Raw genomic sequence first — 17,825 nt, 5'->3', positions numbered from 1 at the left:
GACCCGGATTTTAAGAATCCGGGTCTTTTTGTGTTGGCAGCAAATTGTATTTTTCCTGGAACGCCGCAAGGGGAATGGGCTTTGAAAAATAATAGCCCTGGCCCACAGTGCAGTGGATGGTTTTTAAAAACTCGGCGTGCTCCAGGGTTTCAACGCCCTCACAGACTACCACCATGTTCAGGGAGTAGGCCATCTCAACAACGGATTTGATGATGGCGTAGGCCTTCTCAACACGGATGCTCTCCTGTAAAAAGATCCGATCGATTTTTAAGACGTCAATGGGCAGCTCGCGCAGCAGGTTCAGGGAGGAATACCCTGAGCCAAAGTCATCCATGGAAATGCTGAACCCATAGCTCCTCAGCTGGGACAGGATCTGCTCAACCATATTGGCGTCAAAAATAAAGACATTTTCCGTAATTTCGATCTCAAGGTACTCTGGCGGGACTTCGTAACGGCGCGCCATCTGTACAAAGCGTTTGATGAAATCATTCTGGAAGAGGGTAACTCTGGAGATATTGACCGACAGCACCACAGTGCGCTCAGGCGAAATTTTAAGCGACTGTTTCAGTATCCGGCAGGTGGCTTCCAGCACATAGAAGTCCAGCTCCACGATAAACCCGTTCTTCTCAAACAGGGGGATAAACTCGTCCGGCGGCAGAAAACCAAAGGGCTCCGAATTCCAGCGGACAAGAACCTCGGCGCCGGTAACTTTGGACTGCTCAAGGTTGACCTTAGACTGCAGATAGATGTGAAATTCCTTTTCGGAAAGGCCCTGGCGCATCCAGCGGGTCATTTTGTTTTCATTGTTAATCTTATCCAGCAGGTGCTGATCATAATAGGCAACAGTACGCTGGCTGCTTCGGCCTTCCTTCAGGGCGGCGCTGGCCTTGCTGAGGCAGGATGCAATGGACTCGTCCGGGTCGGGAATGGTGTAGACACCGTAGCTGCACGTTAAAATATCTGAGAGGTTTAAATCTCGCTCACTTTCGATGGATTCCAATATCGAGGTCTGAAGATCCTCGAGGACATGTTCGCGCTTTTTAAGCAGAATGGCAAAATGGTCAGCGTGCAAATGAGCGCAGATTTCACTGCTGTTGCAGAACCGCTTCAGTGTCGAGGAAAAAGACAGCAGCAGCTTGTCGCCGGCGTTGTAGCCGTAGGAGTCATTGACAAATTTAAAGTTATTCAGGTTGAGGTACACCATCAGGTAGGAACCGGGGGATGTGGCCTTCAATTTGTCCGCAGCGTTGATCTCAAAGGAGGCCTGATTGGGGAGAGCGGTCAGTGGATCGGTATAGAATACCCGCTCCAGCTCTTGCTGGCTCCGGCGCTCCAGGGTATACATGATCAGCGACACAGCGAGAATCATGACAACACTGAGAATAATGCTGTTCCGCAGCTCGTTTTCCGCCCGGTACTGGGCTGCGTAAACGGTTTTGTTGGCCAAATCAAAGTGCTGCTCGCTCAGATCGAGAAAATGCTCACGCAGCACCGCCGTAGGAGAACCCCTCAGCTTGGGAATTTCCGCCTTGATCTCGCCCCATTTGGTTTTGACCGATTCCAGGTTATCCCGGTAGGCGGCAGAGTCGCGGGAAATGTAAAGGTGCTTGTTTTCGGTGGCTTCAAGTTTGCGGATCAGTTCGTCCAGGTAGGCGATCAGCTCATCGTTGGGCTCTCCGTTCAGCTCCAGCTTGGCGGACCGCTGGGTACCGCCGCGGATAATGCCGGCGTCGTTGATGATGTTGGCGTAGCCCTGCATCTGGATGAGCGAAAACAACAAAAAACCCATGACAAAGATGCAGATTAAGATAAAAATATAAGTATTCCTCTGTTTGCGCATAAGCTCCAGCGTTTTCGGAACCGTGACGAAAAACGCATCTACCCCTTTGCCAGCGTTGATTATGTATTCAATACGATTCTAAAATATATAAGATCATTATACCTCAAGCTGTTATCCATTTCAAGAAGTTATGCTTGATCAATTTATATTTAATGATATTTTATCCGAAATCTAATAAACCTCCCGGATTACAGCCGGGAGGTTTATTGGATTACTCTATGTGTTTATGGCTTCAAAGGGCGGTTTGAGAAGCATCTGCTCAAAAGCCTCCAGCGGAATGGGCTTTGAATAGTAAAAGCCCTGGGCGTAGATGCAGTCGAGTCGGATCAGGATATTGGCCTGCTGTCTTGTTTCCACGCCCTCGCACACAATGCGCATGCCAAGATCGTGTGCCAGGTTAACGATGTTGGCAATCACGGTCTGCTCACGCTCATCGAGCATGCCGCGCTGCACAAAGCTCCGGTCCAGCTTGAGGACACGGGCGGTCATCTGCTCCAGCTGTCCCAGCGAGGAGTATCCCGACCCGAAATCGTCGATGGCGGTCATAAAGCCCTTTTCTCTCAGGGAGGCAATCTGGGCGGCTACCTGTTTGGGGTGCATCACGATGATGCTCTCTGTGATTTCAAGTTCCAGGAGTTCATGGGGGACGCCGTAGTGGTCTGCCAGGGTAGTGACCCGGTGGGTGAAGTCCATGTGGTCGAAATGGATGCTGGAAAAATTACAGGACACCGGATGTACCGGCAGGCCGCGGTCCATCCAGCTTCGGAGCGTGTGGCAGACAGCTTCGTAAATATACCAGTCGATTTCGACAATGCTGCCGTTTTCCTCAAAGACAGGGATAAAGACACCGGGGGCTAAAAGGCCGCGTTCCGGGTGGTCCCACCGTACCAGCGCCTCACTGCCAATGATCTCACCAGTGATCATGTTGACCTTGGGCTGGAAATAAGGCACAAACTCATGCGCGCTGAGGGCGGCGGGCAGCCGGTCGGTGAGCTCCTTGCGCAGCAGTGTGTTCTGCCGCATCTGGCGGTCATACAGCACAATGGCGCTTTTGGAGGTATTTTTCGCGCTCCGGCGCGCGTAATTTGCCAGGTCAAGCATGAGCTGGACGTCCTGTTTTTCGGCCTTGTCTACAAGGTAGACGCCAAAGGCGGTGAGCACCGGCGCCGGAAAGCCCGTGCGTTGTATCCAGCTGTCAGTGGCCTTTTGAATGTCTGTAATCCGGGTGCACAGCGTCTCCCAGTCCCTGTATTTTAACAGCAGGACAAAATTGTCGGAGGAGACGCGGGCGCAGTACTCGCCCTCCTGCACACTTTCCTGAATAATCTGAGCATAGGCCCGCAGCAGCTGGTCGCCCGCGGTAAAGCCATAGCGGTCGTTGATGGTTTTGAACTGGTTGATATCACTGTAGATAAGGGCATAGCCGCCCTCGGGCACTGATTTCAGCAGACTGCCGCACTCGGCGAGGAACTTGTCCAAGTTGTCGAGCCCGGTGAGGGTATCCCGGTAAAGGAGGTTCTGTATCTGCTGGTTGCTCTTAGATTTACTGCGCAGGTTATAGACCAGCAGCAGGATGATCAGCCCTAAAACAGCCACGGTAATGGCGATCACGGTCACGGCGTTCTCGGTGAGAAACTCGCGGACCGTCATGGCCTTTGGCTGGATACTGTTTTCCATGACAATGGCGTCGATATTTTCTTCAGAGGTGTACTGGATACATTTGTCGAGGATGGAGAAAAGCCTTGGGTCGGCAGAGTTTGAGACGCCGATGGACAGCTCGATGGTATAATTGCTCAAGGTGGTGCTGCTCAGCGCTGCGTAGGACGCGTCGGACAGCAGGTAATCGGCAACCTGGGAGTTGGCGAACACGGCATTCACCTTGTTTTCCATCAGGGCTTTCAGGCATGCTTCGGTATTGCTGTAATTGTAGACATCTGCGTCGGGGTAATCACTGATGATGGCCTCTGCCGCGCCGTAATCCTGGGGCATGGCGATCTTGTCCAGGGGCGCCGATGTGTTTTTACGGATGAGAACAGTGGGAGAGCGCAGGTAGTAGCGGGTGGTGCTCAGGTTATTGCGGGATTCCCAGAGGTAGTCGCCCGCCACGCTGCAGATGACATCTGCCCGGCCGTTTTTGACCTTCTCAAGTCCGAGGGAGTAGACCTCCGGGCTGAACTGGAAGCGCAGTCCGCTGTTTTCTGCGATCTGGCTGAAGAGGTCTGCCGCGATGCCGGCAAACCCGCCGTTGTCCGGGCTGGTGTAGGAAAAGGGAGGAGCCATATAATCGTATACGGCGGATACGATTTTTTTACTCGCGATGTATTCCAGCTCAGATTTGGTAAAAACAGGTTTTTGGGCGTTGGTGACGGAAAAATACTTGTTGTAAAGATTCATGGTGTAGTTGGGGTCACGCAAAAGGATGGTGCTCATGGCGCTGTTGACCGCTTCCGCTACGTCGGGGCGGCTTTTGGAGATGGCGATGTAAAGCGGCGCCGGCGCGAACTGGGCGACGCTGCGGAAGGTGCTGTTGCGGCCCAGATGGGTGATGGCAACGCCGTCCAGAGTGCCGTCATCCAGAGCGTTTAGAAGATCCTGGGTTTCGGAGTAGGGAAGCACTGTGAGTGCGATGTTGTTTTCGGTGCAGTAACTTTTGAAGTTTTCCCCATCAACGCTGTCCTTGATGATCCCGACCTTCATGCCCTGAAAGGCAGAGAAATCCTCGTAGCTGTAGCGCGTATCATCGACCCGGACATTGAGGGTGGTGTAGATATTGCACATGGGCTGCTCGGAAAATAAACACTCCTGCTCCCGCTCAGCGTTCTTATAGACGGCGGGAAGAATGTCGATCTGCCCTTCCTTTAAAAGCTGGTAGGTGTTGTCCCAGCTGGTGCAGTCGACAACATCATAGCGGAGATCGCTAAATTTTGAGATTTCCTGTAAAAATTCAAAGTCATAGCCGATGCATTCGCCCGCGGCGTTCAGGTACATGTAGTCGCCGTCCTCGTAATAGCCGACCCGGACCGTTGAGGTGTCCTCTTTGGCATAGGCTGGAACACATAAAAACAAACCGCACAGGCATATTACAGCCAGTGCGGAGATGAACAGATACCGATACTCCACCGCGCTTTTTTTCATCTGCTTGACCTCGTTGGATTCAGTGCCGCCACATCGGGCTTTCGTCCGGTGAGAGCGGCTACTATACTAACTTAATTTTAGTACATTTTTGAAAAATAGTCCATAAAAATATCAAAAAAACTAATTATCTTTATAGATTCCGAGGAAATGGAAGCCCTCTGTTTTAGAAATTACTTCTTCCATGACCGCATCGAGGGGAGTTCCGTCAATGTTGCCGATAAAGTCGATGAAAAACAGGTATTCCCAGTTGTGGTCGCGGATGGGGCGTGATTCGATTTTGCACAGGTTCAGGGCATTGGAGTCAAAGACCGAAAGTGCCTGAAACAGGGAGCCTGCCACGTGCGGCAGATGAAAGGCGATGCTGATCTTATTGCAGTCCGGGCAGAGCTCCATGCGGCTCGCTACGATCACAAAGCGGGTGACATTGGTCTCAGACAGGTTAATGTCCTCTGCCAGGATACTGAGGCCGTGGATGGCAGCGGCCCGGCGGCTGGCAATGGCAGCAAAAGCCGGGTTGGCGCTCTTTGCAACGTGCTCGGCGGCCACGGCGGTATTGTAGTAGGTCAGGCACTTCCAGTCCGGGTAGCCGGCGAGAAACTCGCCGGACTGCTCAAAGCCCTGGGCGTGGGAGTACACCTCGCGGATATCTGAAAGACGGCTGCCGGGCACCCCCAGCAGGCAGTGCTCAATCTTGACCTTGGTCTCCCCGACAATATAGCAGTTGTACTTGGCTAAAAGGTCGTAAACCGCGGCGATGGAGCCAGTGGTGCTGTTCTCAATGGGCAGGACGCCGTAGTCTGCCCCCTGGCGCGTGATGCTTTTGAAGACATCCTCGGATAAACGGTGGGATACGCGGCGGCAGTCCTCGCCGAAAAAGTCGATGGCGGCCTGCTCGGTGTAGGACCCCAGAGTGCCAAAGTAGGCCACTGTGGGGTTTTCGACCGGCGTGCGGGTGTTTGCCATGGCGGACTGGTAGCCGCGGAAACTTTTTTGCTGTTCGGGCGTGAGTGATAAGGGAGTCATAGCGATTTCCGGATCAAGCGCCGAGCTTTTTGCCCATGAGCTCAGACATTGGTTTGATCTTGTCATTCATCAGGGTGTCGAACTGGTCTGGCGTTAAGGACTGAGGACCGTCGCACAGGGCGTTGGCCGGATCGTTGTGGACTTCGATGATGAGGCCGTCAGCGCCGGCGGCCAGGGCAGCCAGAGACATGGGCTCGACCAGCTCGGCTTTGCCGCAGCCGTGGCTCGGGTCTACAATTACAGGCAGATGGGTCAGCTTTTTAAGCACTGGGACAGCTGAGATGTCCAAGGTGTTGCGGGTGGCTGTCTCAAAGGTACGGATACCGCGTTCACAAAGAATGATGTTGTCATTGCCGCCGGCCATGATGTATTCCGCGCTCATCAGGAGCTCCTCGATGGTGTTGGCAAGCCCGCGTTTTAAGAGGATGGGCTTTTTGCTGCGGCCCAGGGCTTTGAGTAAATCAAAGTTCTGCATATTGCGGGCGCCCACCTGGAGGATATCCACATCCGCGAAAAGGTCCAGCAGCGCGATGTTCATGATCTCGGACACGATGGGAAGCCCGGTTTCACGTTTAGCTTCCAGCATCAGTTCGATGCCGTCTGCCGCCATACCCTGGAATGCGTAAGGGGAGGTTCTGGGCTTGAAGGCCCCCCCGCGCAGGACAGTGGCCCCAGCGGCCTTTACGCGATTAGCCACCTCGGTGATCTGTTCCTTGCTCTCGACGGAGCAGGGGCCGGAGAAAACGTGGAAGTTGCCTTCGCCGAAGTGAATATCACCGATATTGATGATGGTGTCCTCAGCCTTGTATTTACGGTTGGCCTTTTTGTAGGGTTCCTTGATTTTCATTAATGCTTCCATTTCGGGATCGTTGAAGGGTGTCATTTGTTTTTCCTCGTTTCTTTTATTTTGGTGGTTGAAAATCGAAAAAGGGTCTGCCCCTGTTACCAGAGACAGACCCTTGATTGATCATATTATCGTACAATCCGATCAGGCTATTCGCTCGTGGCAACTAAATTTTGGACACCAAAAGAAGCTAAAGCTAAAAAAGCTAAAGCTGCTAAAAAAGGTATTCATTTTTTTAACATTGTTTAAAGATGTTAAAATTGCCATGAGATTACTCCTGTTTACAAATTGATTGGGTTAATTGTACGCTACCCGAAAAAAATTGTCAAGTTTATTTTTTGGTGCAATTTTAATAACCACACGCCTCGCCGATCAAAATAACCTTGATGCGCCCCGGAATCGGGTTGTTCCGGGTGATGACGATATTGCTGCAGATGCAGTCCGCGCTGTGGCAGTCACCGCAGATACCAGTGCTCAGGCAGGGGGTCTGGCGGTTCAGACGCACGCAGTTGATGGGGGCGGCCTCGTTGCGGGCTCGGTCAATGGCGCTTTCAAGGCTGCCGGCGACTTTGTTCATGCCTGCCAGCACAATGACCTGGTCCGGCCCGTAGGCCAGGAGGGCGATCCGGTTGCCGAAGCCGTCGATGTTGACAAGCTCGCCGTCGCGGCTGATGGCGTTGGCGCTCATGAGAAAGGTATGGGCCATCATGCCTTTGGCGATGGCCTCGCGCTTTTCGTCCGGTGTGGTGGCAATGCTGCGGTCGATGTAGTTGTAAACCCCCTGTTTGACCGCGTCCACCAGGCCGATTTCCTCGATGGTCATGCAGCCGCCGTGGGTCACCGACGCCCCGTCAGGGATGAGGGAGAGCGCCAAAATCAGCGCTTCTTTTTTGGACGCGCAGTAATGGGCTTCAAAATGGCGCTTTTCCATTTTGGCGATCAGCGTTTTAGCCAGTGCCGCGTAGTGATCGGTACGAAATGACATAATGATACCTCCAGTTGTTAAAAAAGTATATTTACATATATTATACCCTGTATTTTGCGCAAAGACCAGTAAAAATCAGGATATATTTGTGAGGTAAAGGTTAGATGGGCTTGAAAGTGCGGCCAAAACCGCAGAATTGTAAAGGAAATCATTGCATTCTGCAAGGTGAAATGATACCATATTATAAAAGGTGACATTATGAAAAAGAGAATTTCACGCAGGTTTTTAGCTGTACCGATGGTGTTTATCCTGTCTCTGATCATATCTGCCGGTGTCGTTGTGGACACCAGCAGACGGCAGCGGAATAAAAACATCGAGCACGGTACGTATATTATGGAGAGCGAGGCCAACAAGATCCAGTACTCCATTGATTCCCGTCTGCTGAAGCTGGAAATACTGGAGATGATCATTGTCGATAATGATGAGGGCATCCGGAATTTTGAGAAGATCGCGAAACGCCTGTACGAGGATGACCCGACGATCCGCAGCATCCAGCTGGCCCCGGGCGGCAACGTTACAGAGGTTTACCCGGTGGCGGGGAATGAGGAAGCCTACGGCGACCTGTTTTCTGACCCGGACCGGAGAGAAGAGGCCGAGTACGCCAGAGATACCGGAAACATGACCATGGCCGGCCCCTTTGAGCTTTATCAGGGTGGTATGGGCGTGGTGGTAAGGCGGCCGATCTACCTCGAGGATACTGCCGGCGGTAAAAGCTTCTGGGGCTTTGCCATCGCGGTGATGGATGTGCCGGAAATCTTTGACAAGGCAAACCTTGAAGGGATGTCTGGGGAGGGCTATGTTTACCAGATTGCCCGGACGCAGGAAGATGGAGAAACCCAGATTATCGCAGAGAGTGGTGAGGGGCTGCCCGGGGATGCCATCTATGTGGATATCGAGGTGCCCGGGAGTGTGTGGACGCTTGGTATGGCGCCCAGAGAGGGCTGGCTGCCCCAGCGCGGATGTCTTGAAAAAATACTGACTGCGCTGCTGATCGACCTGCTGGTCACGATGATTGCCTATTATTTCATCACTGTTGACCGGCAGAAAAAAGAGCTCAGCCGGATCGCCAACACCGATGCGCTCACAGGGCTTTACAACGAACGCTTTCTCAGCGGCGAGTTAAAAAAACGGATCGCTGCCGCAGAGCCCTTCTGTCTTTTTTTCCTGGACCTGAACCGGTTTAAGGCCGTCAACGATACCTATGGGCACGATGTCGGCGATAAGGTGCTTGTTGGGGTGGCCTGGCGCATACAGAGCTGCCTGGACGCCGGGGATTACGCCTTCCGTATCGGCGGCGATGAGTTTTCAGCCGTCATTGCCGGAGAGCATCCAAAGGAATTTTATGAGGCGCTTCTGGTTCGAATAAAGGAAACGGTCGAGCAGCCCCTGGAGGCAGGGGCGCAGACCCTGCGGCCCGAGATCAGCTGCGGATACTCAAGATACCCGCATGACCAGCAGGATATTGATGAGCTGGCTAAAGAGGCGGACCGGAGAATGTATGAACAGAAGCGCGGGCGGTAACATACATCCGGGCTTTTCCAAAATCAAAGGATACTCAGGCGAATTTGTGATATAATGAATAGACCGAAATACCGACATCTGCATCGGGACAAAAAATGGAGGCGAATTACCATGACAACTGCGAAAGAACTGTTCAAACCCCGCTACAGCGGAATTATCTTTGATTTAGACGGTACCCTGATCAACTCCCTGGAGGATCTTGTCGATGCCTGCAACCAGGTAATGCTGCACTACGGGCTGGAGCTGAAAAGCTACCAGGAGGGCAAAAAGCTCATCGGCCGGGGCTTAAAAAACCTGATCAAACGCGCCGTGACCCCTGAAATGGCAAAGGACGAAGCCTTGGTAGACGAAGCTGTGGCGCTGATGAAGGCTGAGTACGCCAAACGCTACACCCGCAAAACCGTGGCCTATGACGGCATTGTGGATTTACTGCGCTACCTGCATGTGCACAAGATTCCCTTCGCTGTGTGTACCAACAAGCCCGACAGCGCAGCCAAGACCATCGTGGACGCCCTGTTTGATATTAACGAGTTTGTGGATGTGGTAGGGCAGAACGACAATAAGCCCAGAAAGCCAGACCCCACCCAGACCCTGGAGGTCGCGGCTAAAATGGGCGTGGCCCCCGGGGACTGCATCTATATGGGCGACAGCTCTGTGGACTACGAGACGGCTAAAAACGCCGGTATGCTCCCGGTCCTCTGCACCTGGGGCTTCACCGACCCGGAAAAGCTCATGCAGTATGACGATGCCATCTGGATTAAGAATCCCCTGCGCGCCATCGACGCCCTGAAATACGGCGACCAGATGTATGAGATTTTTAATGAAAAGAAGCAGGACGAGCTCAAGGAAGAAGAATAGAACGAAGGACAGGAACCCGCTGCGGCGGGTTCTTTTTTTGATGTCCGGAGAAAAGTGAGGAGCCTTAAAAGTGCGGGAAAGGAAGTGTGCCACAGGATGAAATATGGTATAATACAGTAATGTAAAGGCTGATTTGTGATAAAAATGAAATTTTGCTCAATGTTATTTTCGAATAGAGGCTTTAAAAACAAATCAAAAAGATAAGATCATTAAAGCAAAGCGATTTCCAGGTCGAAAGTGAACATATTTTCAAAAATAGTTATTATATAATATTTTTTCAAAATAATTCTAAAAACTACATATAGATATAAAGGTGCCCTTAAACATCTATATATTGATAAAAAAAGCATAAAACACCGTTTTAGACAATTAAAACAAAGGTAAAAGAAGCACTGGACAGGTTTTCAGCTATTGCTTTTTGAAATGGAACGCTATATAATGGGGTTGAACAAATGATTGAAAAACTTATAATTCAAAATTATGTTCAATTCATATTTCCGAGCGCTCAGAGAAATTTCAGTAAGGAGTAAAAGCATATGGCAGATAACGTGTCTTTTAAAGGTGTAATGACCGAACTGATCACGCCATTTACAGAAGACGGACGGGTGGATTACCCTCTGTTAAAGGGTGAAGTGGCGTATCAGCTTCAAAATGGCATAAAAGCGCTGTTTACCAATGGGATCGCCAGTGAATCCCTGTCACTCACGGCAGAGGAGCTGGTTGAGACTACTAAGACAGTCGTGGAGGCAGCCGGGGGCCGGGCGCTGGTAATGGGGAATATTGCCTGCCAGACCCTTCCGGAGGCCATGCAGGTTTTAAGGGGCTATGAGGCAGCCGGCGTGGACGCGGTCTGTATCCAGCAGCCCTGTGTTTACAGCATTCCCCAGGAGGAGCTGGTGGCTTACTTTGACGCCATTGCTTCCGCCACAGCCCTTCCGGCAGGCATCTATAACGCGCCGCAGACAGGGAATACGCTGTCGCCGGCGTCGGTGGATGCCATCTTCAGGCATAATGACAATATGCAGTTCTACAAGGAGAGCACCATCGACTTTGTGCACATTCAGAACACCATGCGCCTCATCGGGCCGGACCGCCCCATGGCGTTTTTAAACGGCAGCGACGCGACGACCTTTTCGGTCATGCAGCTCGGCGGGGCCGGCGTGGTATCGCTGATATCCACGGTCTTTCCAGGGGCTGTTCTGAAGCTGGTAAACGCCATGGAGGCTGGGGACCTTGCAGGTGGGCGAGCGGCGCAGAATGAAATTCTGCTCATCCGGGAAGCCCTGAAGACCGGGCCATTTGTGGCAGGCTACAAATACGCCGCCGGGTTGATGGGTGTGCCTCTGGGGTATATGCGCAGGCCGCTGGCTGAGCTGAGTGAGGACGAAAAAGAAAAGATAAAGACAAGCCTGGAAAAGCTTCAGCTGGTCTGAGTGACTGATTAGAATAACGAAACGAGGTTTAGTATGGATAAAAAACAATTAGCCGGTATGATGGACCACACCCTGCTCAAGGCTGTGGCCACACCGGAGCAGATCGCGAAAATTTGTGAGGAAGCCAGGGAAATCGGCGCGGCATCGGTATGCGTCAACCCTTGCAATGTCGGACAGGCGGCGGCGCTGCTGAAGGGCTCTGAGGTTAAGGTATGCACGGTTATCGGGTTCCCGCTGGGCGCCAACACCCCGGCCGTCAAAGCCTTTGAGACAAAGGACGCCATCGCGGGCGGCGCCCAGGAGGTGGACATGGTCATCAATGTCGGCGCGCTGAAGGCAGGCGACCCGGATACCGTATACAGAGATATTAAAGCTGTTGTGGACGCCGCGGACGGCACCCTGGTCAAGGTGATCATTGAGACCTGTTACCTGACCGACGCGGAAAAAATCACCGCCTGTCAGATGGCCGCGAAGGCGGGGGCCGACTTTGTCAAGACCTCCACAGGCTTTGGCACCGGCGGCGCCAACCCGCACGACGTAGCGCTGATGAAGGCCAGTATTCCAGACACCATGCAGGTAAAAGCATCTGGGGGGATGCATGTATGGGCGGATGCCAAGGCCAATATTGAAGCCGGCGCCGACCGTCTGGGCGTGTCGGCCAGCCTGGCGATACTTGACAGCTTTGATGAATAGCATGATTTAAGGGGATCATCTGAGAGGAGATATATGATGAATTGTCAAAAGAATACAATGTCCGAAAAACCTGTCATCGCCGTCACCGGCGGCGGCCAGGGGATAGGACGGGCCATTTTGCTCTACTTTACCGAACGCGGCTATAATGCCGCGGTGCTGGATATGAACCTGGAAACAGCCGCTGCTGTGGCTGAGGAATGTAAGGCCAGGGGTGCTGATGCCATCGCGGTCGAGTGCAATGTCACAGACTCCGCGAGCGTCAACGCCGCCTACGAACAGATTGGCGGTTATTTCGGCGGGCGTCTGGACGTCCAGGTCAACAACGCCGGCGTCTTCCGCAGAGAGCGCGTTGAGGACGCAACCGACGACGTGACCGACCTGCTCATCGACGTGAACCTGCGGGGACCGGTTTACACCAGCCGGGCAGCCATTAAAATCATGAAGGAACAGGGGCACGGAAGCATCATCAACGCCCACTCCATCCTGGGGCAGTTCCCGGATTTTGGGCTTGGGGTCTACAGCGCCACCAAGGCCGGGCTCTTTGCCCTGACCCGCGTGCTGGCCGCGGAGTGCGCGCCCTACGGTATCCGCGTGAACGGCTACGCGCCGTCCGTCACCGATACCCCGATGGTGCACCACATCATCGAGGAGCGTCCTGAGGCCAAGCTGGACCAGATCCCCATGCGCGAATTCGGCACGCCGGATCAGATCGCCAAGATCTGCTGGTTCTTCGCGTCGGACCTCTGTGAGTACACCACCGGGATCAATGTGCCCTGTGACGGCGGCACCTGGGATGTTCAGAGGCCCTTCATGGCCTGGAAGGCCGCCGGAAAGCTTTAAGCGGATTGTGATTTTACAGGAGAGAGATAGGAGAGTAATACGATGAAAACTGGTTATATCATTGGAATTGATTCGGGGACATCTATGGTAAAGGCCGCTTTGTTTGATATGCAGGGGAATGAAATCTGCGTCGCCTCACGGTCGACCCCTGTGGAGGAGCCGCATTTTGGCTGGTCAGAATTCGACATGGACGTGGACTGGAAAGAGGTTGCCGGCGTTATCAGCGACCTCATGGGAAAATGCGGTGTGGACAAGAAGGAAGTGCTGGCCATCGGTCTCGGCGGAAAGGGCGTGGGGGTCTGTTTCCTGGATAAGGACAACCGCCCGGCCCGCAAGGGGATTCTCTGGAACGACGCGCGGTGCGCCGGCATGACCAGGGAATGGATCGAGAGCGGAAAGATGGAGCAGATTTTCGGCGCGACCGCCAACTGGCTGATGACCGGCGATGTGGGTATCCTGCTTCCCTGGATGAAGGAGCATGAGCCTGAGGTGCTGGAACGGACAGCCCACTTCTGCCTGAACACCAACTGGATGTGCTACAACCTGACTGGCGAATTTGGCTCCAACGCCACCGATTTTTATTCACAGATCGACGAAACCCGCACCTACAGCGACAGGGTCATGGAGATTGAGGGAATCCTCGACCTGAAGGACAAATTCCTGCCCTTGCAGGAGCCCTGGGAAATCTGCGGGCACGTTACGGAGCAGGCCGCGAGGCAGACCGGGCTGGCGGCCGGGACACCTGTGGCTTCCATCGGCTGGGATGTTGTCTGCTGCAGTGCCGGCGTCGGCGCGGTGGACGACGGACAGGCCAACATTATCCTGGGAACCTCTGGCGTCATCATGCTGACCATGCCCAAGTTCGCCCACTCACCCATGCTGGGCTGCCAGACCATTCACAACATACCGGGCAAATGGCAGCAGCTCATCGCGCCGCTGACCGGCACACCGAACAGCGACTGGTTTGTGAACAACTTTACCTGCGCGGATAAGCTGCAGGCCGAAAAGGAGGGCCGCAGTGTCTACGCCCTCTTTGACGAGGTGATTGACAAGGTGAACCCGGGCTGTGACGGTACCATCTACCATCCTTATATGAACGCGGCGGGAGAACGCGCGCCCTTTACCAACACCAACGCCCGGGGCAACTTCTTCGGCCTGAACCTTCACAGCGACCGCCACGTCATGCAGCGCGCTGTGTACGAGGGCATGGCCTTTGCCAACAAGCACTGCCTGGACGCCTACACCTACCCGGTAAGCGATATCCGCCTGTCCGGCGGCGGCTCTAAGAGCCCGGTGTGGTGCCAGATCTTCGCGGACATCTGCAACGCGCCCATCAGCCTGCCCGGCGGCACCGAGTTCGGCGCCAAGGGCGTGGCCTGGAACGCGGCTCTGGCGGCTGGCTATTTCGGCAGCTGGCAGGAAGCCTCCGAGGCCTTCTGCAAGGTGGAACGTGTCTACGAGCCCATCGCGAAGAATGTGAGTATCTACGCCGACCTGTACGAGGTCTACAAGGCCATCCCCTACGCGCTGTTCCCGGCCTGGGAAGCGCGGACCGAGTTCCTCAAAAAACATGGCTTCCAGGGATAGCCCCGCGCCCGTAGCCCTCTATTGCTTATAAACCAAAACCGGCTTTTTCCAAAGCCGGTTTTTTACTCAGAAAGGAGCACCCATGCATTTTTTATGTCTGGCACGCTGTCAGCTCGGTTTTCTGCTGCGCCAGTTCGAACTGTTCAAGCTGCCCGTGGAAAAACAGAACGAAATTTTGAGAAAGGAGATTGGCCTGGTGAGCCGGCAGAGCATCCACATCCATGCCGGGGTTTCCGGTTCCCAGATGTTCCGCCTGTTCTGCGACGCTCTGGGCGACCCTGATCCTCTGAGGGCAGTGCGGAAAAAGCAGAATGGGCAGATGCTGCGCCTGCTTCCCGAAATCCGGCGGGCAGTGGAGCAGAAGGATGACCCGCTGCTGTATGCCCTCAGGGCCGCGGCCAGCGGCAATATTATTGATGTGTCCTTTGCCGACGAGTTTGACGTGGCCGGAGCCCTTGAAAAGAGCATGGAGGAGCCCTTTGCCATCGACGACTACGCGCCGTTCAGGGAGCGCCTGCTGACCGCGGGCACGCTGACGCTGGTCACCGACAACGCCGGGGAGATCGTTCTGGACCGCCTGCTGCTCGAGGTGCTCGGCCAATGGCGCCAGGCGCGCGGTCTGCCGCCTCTGACGGTGAGCGTGATGGTCAAGGGCGGCCCTATCTATAACGACGCCCTGGAGGAGGACGCGCGGATGGCAGGGCTTGACCGGGAGGGGGAGATCCTGGACACCGGGACCGACTGTATTGGCCTGCACCCCCGGTATATGTCCCGGGAAGCCCTGGAAAACCTCCGGAAAGCGGATATGATCATCCTCAAGGGACTGGCCAATTACGAGAGCGATTTTGGCGGCGAGAAATTCCCCGAAAAGGTGTTTTACCTGTTCCGCTCCAAGTGCGAGGTCCTGTCCGACGCGCTGGGAATCGCCCTCGGCAGCAGTGTGCTGATGGCGCACAGCAGAGAGGAGGAGAAAGAGAATGCCTTACATACAGATCAGCCTTTCAAAGAAACTAACTGATGAGGAAAAGCGCGCCCTGGCCGCCGGGGTCGCGGCCCTGGTGCCCATGCTGCCCGGTAAGCCCGGAGACCGGGCCATTGTGCAGATCGACGACGGCTGCAGCCTTTACCGCGGCGGCGAGCCGGCAGCCTGCGCTTTCATGGAGACACGCCTTTACGGCAAAACGCCTGAGCCGTACCTGAGGGCCTACACCGAAAAGCTTTTTGAGCTTTTTGAGGAGCAGCTGGGCTATGGCGGCAACCAGATCTACTTCAATATTTTGGAGCTGGACCACTGGGGCTCAAAGGGGAGCCTGCGGTGAGCGTGCATTAAAAAAGAACTGTCCTGAACGGACAGTTCTCAGACTGTTAAAGCAGAGGCGCGGCCCGAGACTGCGCCTTTTATCCAGATAAGAGAAAAAGGTCCAGGCGCCGCGGTAAACGGCCAGGAATCGAGCCCCTTTGTCGGAAACATCGGACACTAGCGAGATAAAGTATTGACATTAATGAAGGAGATATAGGTGTGGGGGCAATACCCGCAGAACGCTTTTCTCTTTCTTAGGTAAAAGGCTTCGTCTCTTAAGCTTTTAACACGCTAAAAGAACTGTCCTGAACGGGCAGTTCTCAGACTGTTAAAGCAGAGGCGCGGCCCGAGACTGCGCCTTTTATCCAGATAAGAGAAAAAGATCCAGGCGCCGCGGTAAACGGCCGGGAATCGAGCCCCTTTGTCGGAAACATCGGACACTAGCGAGATAAAGTATTGACATTAATGAAGGAGATATAGGTGTGGGGGCAATACCCGCAGAACGCTTTTCTCTTTCTTAGGTAAAAGGCTTCGTCTCTTAAGCTTTTAACACGCTAAAAGAACTGTCCTGAACGGACAGTTCTTTTTCTGTTTACAGCACGCCCTCCCGTTTTGCCAGGTCAATGACCCGCTCGGCGGTCAGGGAGTCGGTGACCAGGACGTCGATCCAGCCAGCCTTAAGGGCGTAGTAAACTGCCCTGGCTTTCTGGCTGCCGACGATGCATGCCAGCACACACTCGGCGTTTTTAATGGCGTCCAGTGAGACACCGACGGTGCGCTTATCCAGCTCAGGATCGCAGATATTGCCGTTTTTATCAAAGAAACGGCTGCAGATACTGCCTACGGCCCCCACTTCCTTCAGGCGGGCGATATTCTCGTCGTTCAGGTATCCGGCCTGGTAGAGGCAGGAATCCTCATCCGGGGTCGCGATGTTGACAAAGAGCTTGTTGCAGTCCTCCACCCGCTCCAGCAGGCTGCGGACCTTGGCGTCGTGCAGGAGGATATCGAGGATGATCGGGCTTTCCACCAGCGCCGGGCAGGGCAGGCAGAAAGCGCTCTCCGCGCCGAGTTTCTGGGAAAGGTTGCTGATGATCTCATGGGCAAAGCTGCGGCAGTTGGCGTTGTCAACCGCGCCGGAGAGCTGAACCAGGGAACAGTCCGGCAGGGAAAAGGCCGGAAATTCCTTGGAGAGCTCAAAGAGCGTCCAGCCCCAGTTCACGCCGATATGGTCGCCGGGGTCCAGGAAGGCCTTAAGATACTGCGCGCCCAGGCGGGCAGTCAGCTGGATGGCCAGCTCCACATCGTCCTCCGGCACTGAGGCCACACGGGCTCCCTTGAGGTGGAAGGCGGTCAGGAGCTGCTGCTCCATCTCGCTGATATCGTCGATGGCGTCGTCGATGAAAATCTTGACGATGCCGCGTTCCCGCGCTTCCGCCAGCTTTCTCGACACCTTGGGACGGGAAATGCTGAACTGGGTGGCGATTTCGGACTGGGTCCGTCCCTCTTCATAATATAGCTTGGCAATTGCCTGTAATAAACGCTGGTCTGTGTTCATTGTCCTTATCTCCAATGCATTTTTTCAAAGTGATCGTCTGTTTAATCCTTAGACGATGAACAAAAATGTCCTTTAACCTCTATTATAGATTAAAAGGCTTGTTTTTACAAGCAAAACAGGGGCGAAAATGAAATTTTGTTCAAAAATTTTAAAAACCGTCATATGGTTTGAACGGTAAAACAGTTGTATCTTTTAATAAACAAGGTGAAAA

14 protein-coding genes are annotated in these 17,825 nt (G+C 53.9%); 8 read left to right on the top strand and 6 right to left on the bottom strand.

All coding sequences use genetic code 11. The features are described from left to right. Window positions 1–10: 10 nt before the first annotated feature. From B2M23_RS00990 to B2M23_RS00970, 5 genes are all read right to left on the bottom strand, one after another. Window positions 11–1,840 (bottom strand): putative bifunctional diguanylate cyclase/phosphodiesterase, encoded by a 1,830-nt coding sequence (locus B2M23_RS00990; protein WP_038350925.1) that lies wholly within the window; start codon window positions 1,838–1,840, stop codon window positions 11–13. 216 nt (window positions 1,841–2,056) lie between these two features. Further along, the gene (locus B2M23_RS00985; RefSeq protein WP_052237063.1) at window positions 2,057–4,975 is read right to left on the bottom strand and encodes an EAL domain-containing protein; all 2,919 of its coding nucleotides are present in this window, start codon (window positions 4,973–4,975) and stop codon (window positions 2,057–2,059) included. A 120-nt stretch (window positions 4,976–5,095) separates the two neighbouring features. Further along, a complete protein-coding gene (gene pheA, locus B2M23_RS00980) occupies window positions 5,096–5,998 on the bottom strand; it encodes a prephenate dehydratase (RefSeq protein ID WP_038350924.1) in 903 nt (300 codons plus the stop codon). 13 nt (window positions 5,999–6,011) lie between these two features. Beyond that, the gene (gene aroF / locus B2M23_RS00975; RefSeq protein WP_278286451.1) at window positions 6,012–6,920 is read right to left on the bottom strand and encodes a 3-deoxy-7-phosphoheptulonate synthase; all 909 of its coding nucleotides are present in this window, start codon (window positions 6,918–6,920) and stop codon (window positions 6,012–6,014) included. Window positions 6,921–7,191: 271 nt separating this feature from the next. Then, window positions 7,192–7,827 carry a lactate utilization protein gene (locus B2M23_RS00970; protein ID WP_038350923.1) on the bottom strand — a complete coding sequence of 212 codons (636 nt, stop codon included), beginning with the start codon at window positions 7,825–7,827 and terminating at the stop codon, window positions 7,192–7,194. Window positions 7,828–8,025: 198 nt separating this feature from the next. On the opposite strand from B2M23_RS00970, the gene B2M23_RS00965 reads away from it, so the two are divergent. The 8 genes from B2M23_RS00965 to B2M23_RS00930 all read left to right on the top strand — a co-directional run bounded on the left by B2M23_RS00965 (window position 8,026) and on the right by B2M23_RS00930 (window position 16,078). Next, the gene (locus B2M23_RS00965) at window positions 8,026–9,348 is read left to right on the top strand and encodes a diguanylate cyclase domain-containing protein (RefSeq protein ID WP_038350922.1); all 1,323 of its coding nucleotides are present in this window, start codon (window positions 8,026–8,028) and stop codon (window positions 9,346–9,348) included. A 111-nt stretch (window positions 9,349–9,459) separates the two neighbouring features. After that, window positions 9,460–10,206 (top strand): HAD family hydrolase, encoded by a 747-nt coding sequence (locus tag B2M23_RS00960; protein WP_052237062.1) that lies wholly within the window; start codon window positions 9,460–9,462, stop codon window positions 10,204–10,206. Between the two features lie 536 nt (window positions 10,207–10,742). Further along, window positions 10,743–11,639 carry a dihydrodipicolinate synthase family protein gene (locus B2M23_RS00955; RefSeq protein ID WP_038350921.1) on the top strand — a complete coding sequence of 299 codons (897 nt, stop codon included), beginning with the start codon at window positions 10,743–10,745 and terminating at the stop codon, window positions 11,637–11,639. Between the two features lie 33 nt (window positions 11,640–11,672). Beyond that, complete coding sequence (gene deoC, locus B2M23_RS00950) at window positions 11,673–12,332, top strand: deoxyribose-phosphate aldolase (protein WP_038350920.1); 660 nt, start codon at window positions 11,673–11,675, stop codon at window positions 12,330–12,332. 33 nt (window positions 12,333–12,365) lie between these two features. Beyond that, window positions 12,366–13,172, top strand: a complete 807-nt coding sequence (locus B2M23_RS00945) for an SDR family NAD(P)-dependent oxidoreductase (protein WP_081571056.1) — start codon at window positions 12,366–12,368, stop codon at window positions 13,170–13,172. A gap of 42 nt (window positions 13,173–13,214) precedes the next feature. Further along, a complete protein-coding gene (locus B2M23_RS00940; protein WP_038350919.1) occupies window positions 13,215–14,759 on the top strand; it encodes an FGGY-family carbohydrate kinase in 1,545 nt (514 codons plus the stop codon). 82 nt (window positions 14,760–14,841) lie between these two features. After that, window positions 14,842–15,777 carry a damage-control phosphatase ARMT1 family protein gene (locus B2M23_RS00935; protein ID WP_052237060.1) on the top strand — a complete coding sequence of 312 codons (936 nt, stop codon included), beginning with the start codon at window positions 14,842–14,844 and terminating at the stop codon, window positions 15,775–15,777. Continuing rightward, on the top strand, window positions 15,737–16,078 hold the full coding sequence (locus B2M23_RS00930; protein ID WP_038350918.1) for a phenylpyruvate tautomerase MIF-related protein: 342 nt from the start codon (window positions 15,737–15,739) through the stop codon (window positions 16,076–16,078). The genes B2M23_RS00935 and B2M23_RS00930 overlap by 41 nt, the downstream gene beginning before the upstream one ends. A 573-nt stretch (window positions 16,079–16,651) precedes the next feature. On the opposite strand, the gene B2M23_RS00925 is transcribed toward B2M23_RS00930, so the two are convergent. Next, window positions 16,652–17,614, bottom strand: a complete 963-nt coding sequence (locus tag B2M23_RS00925) for a sugar-binding transcriptional regulator (RefSeq protein ID WP_038350917.1) — start codon at window positions 17,612–17,614, stop codon at window positions 16,652–16,654. Window positions 17,615–17,825: the final 211 nt, after the last annotated feature.

Source organism: Eubacterium limosum, assembly GCF_000807675.2.
In the GTDB taxonomy this organism is placed as follows: domain Bacteria; phylum Bacillota; class Clostridia; order Eubacteriales; family Eubacteriaceae; genus Eubacterium; species Eubacterium limosum.
Note: the sequence above shows the minus strand (reverse complement) of the source record. Positions and strands in the feature narration are given on the sequence as shown.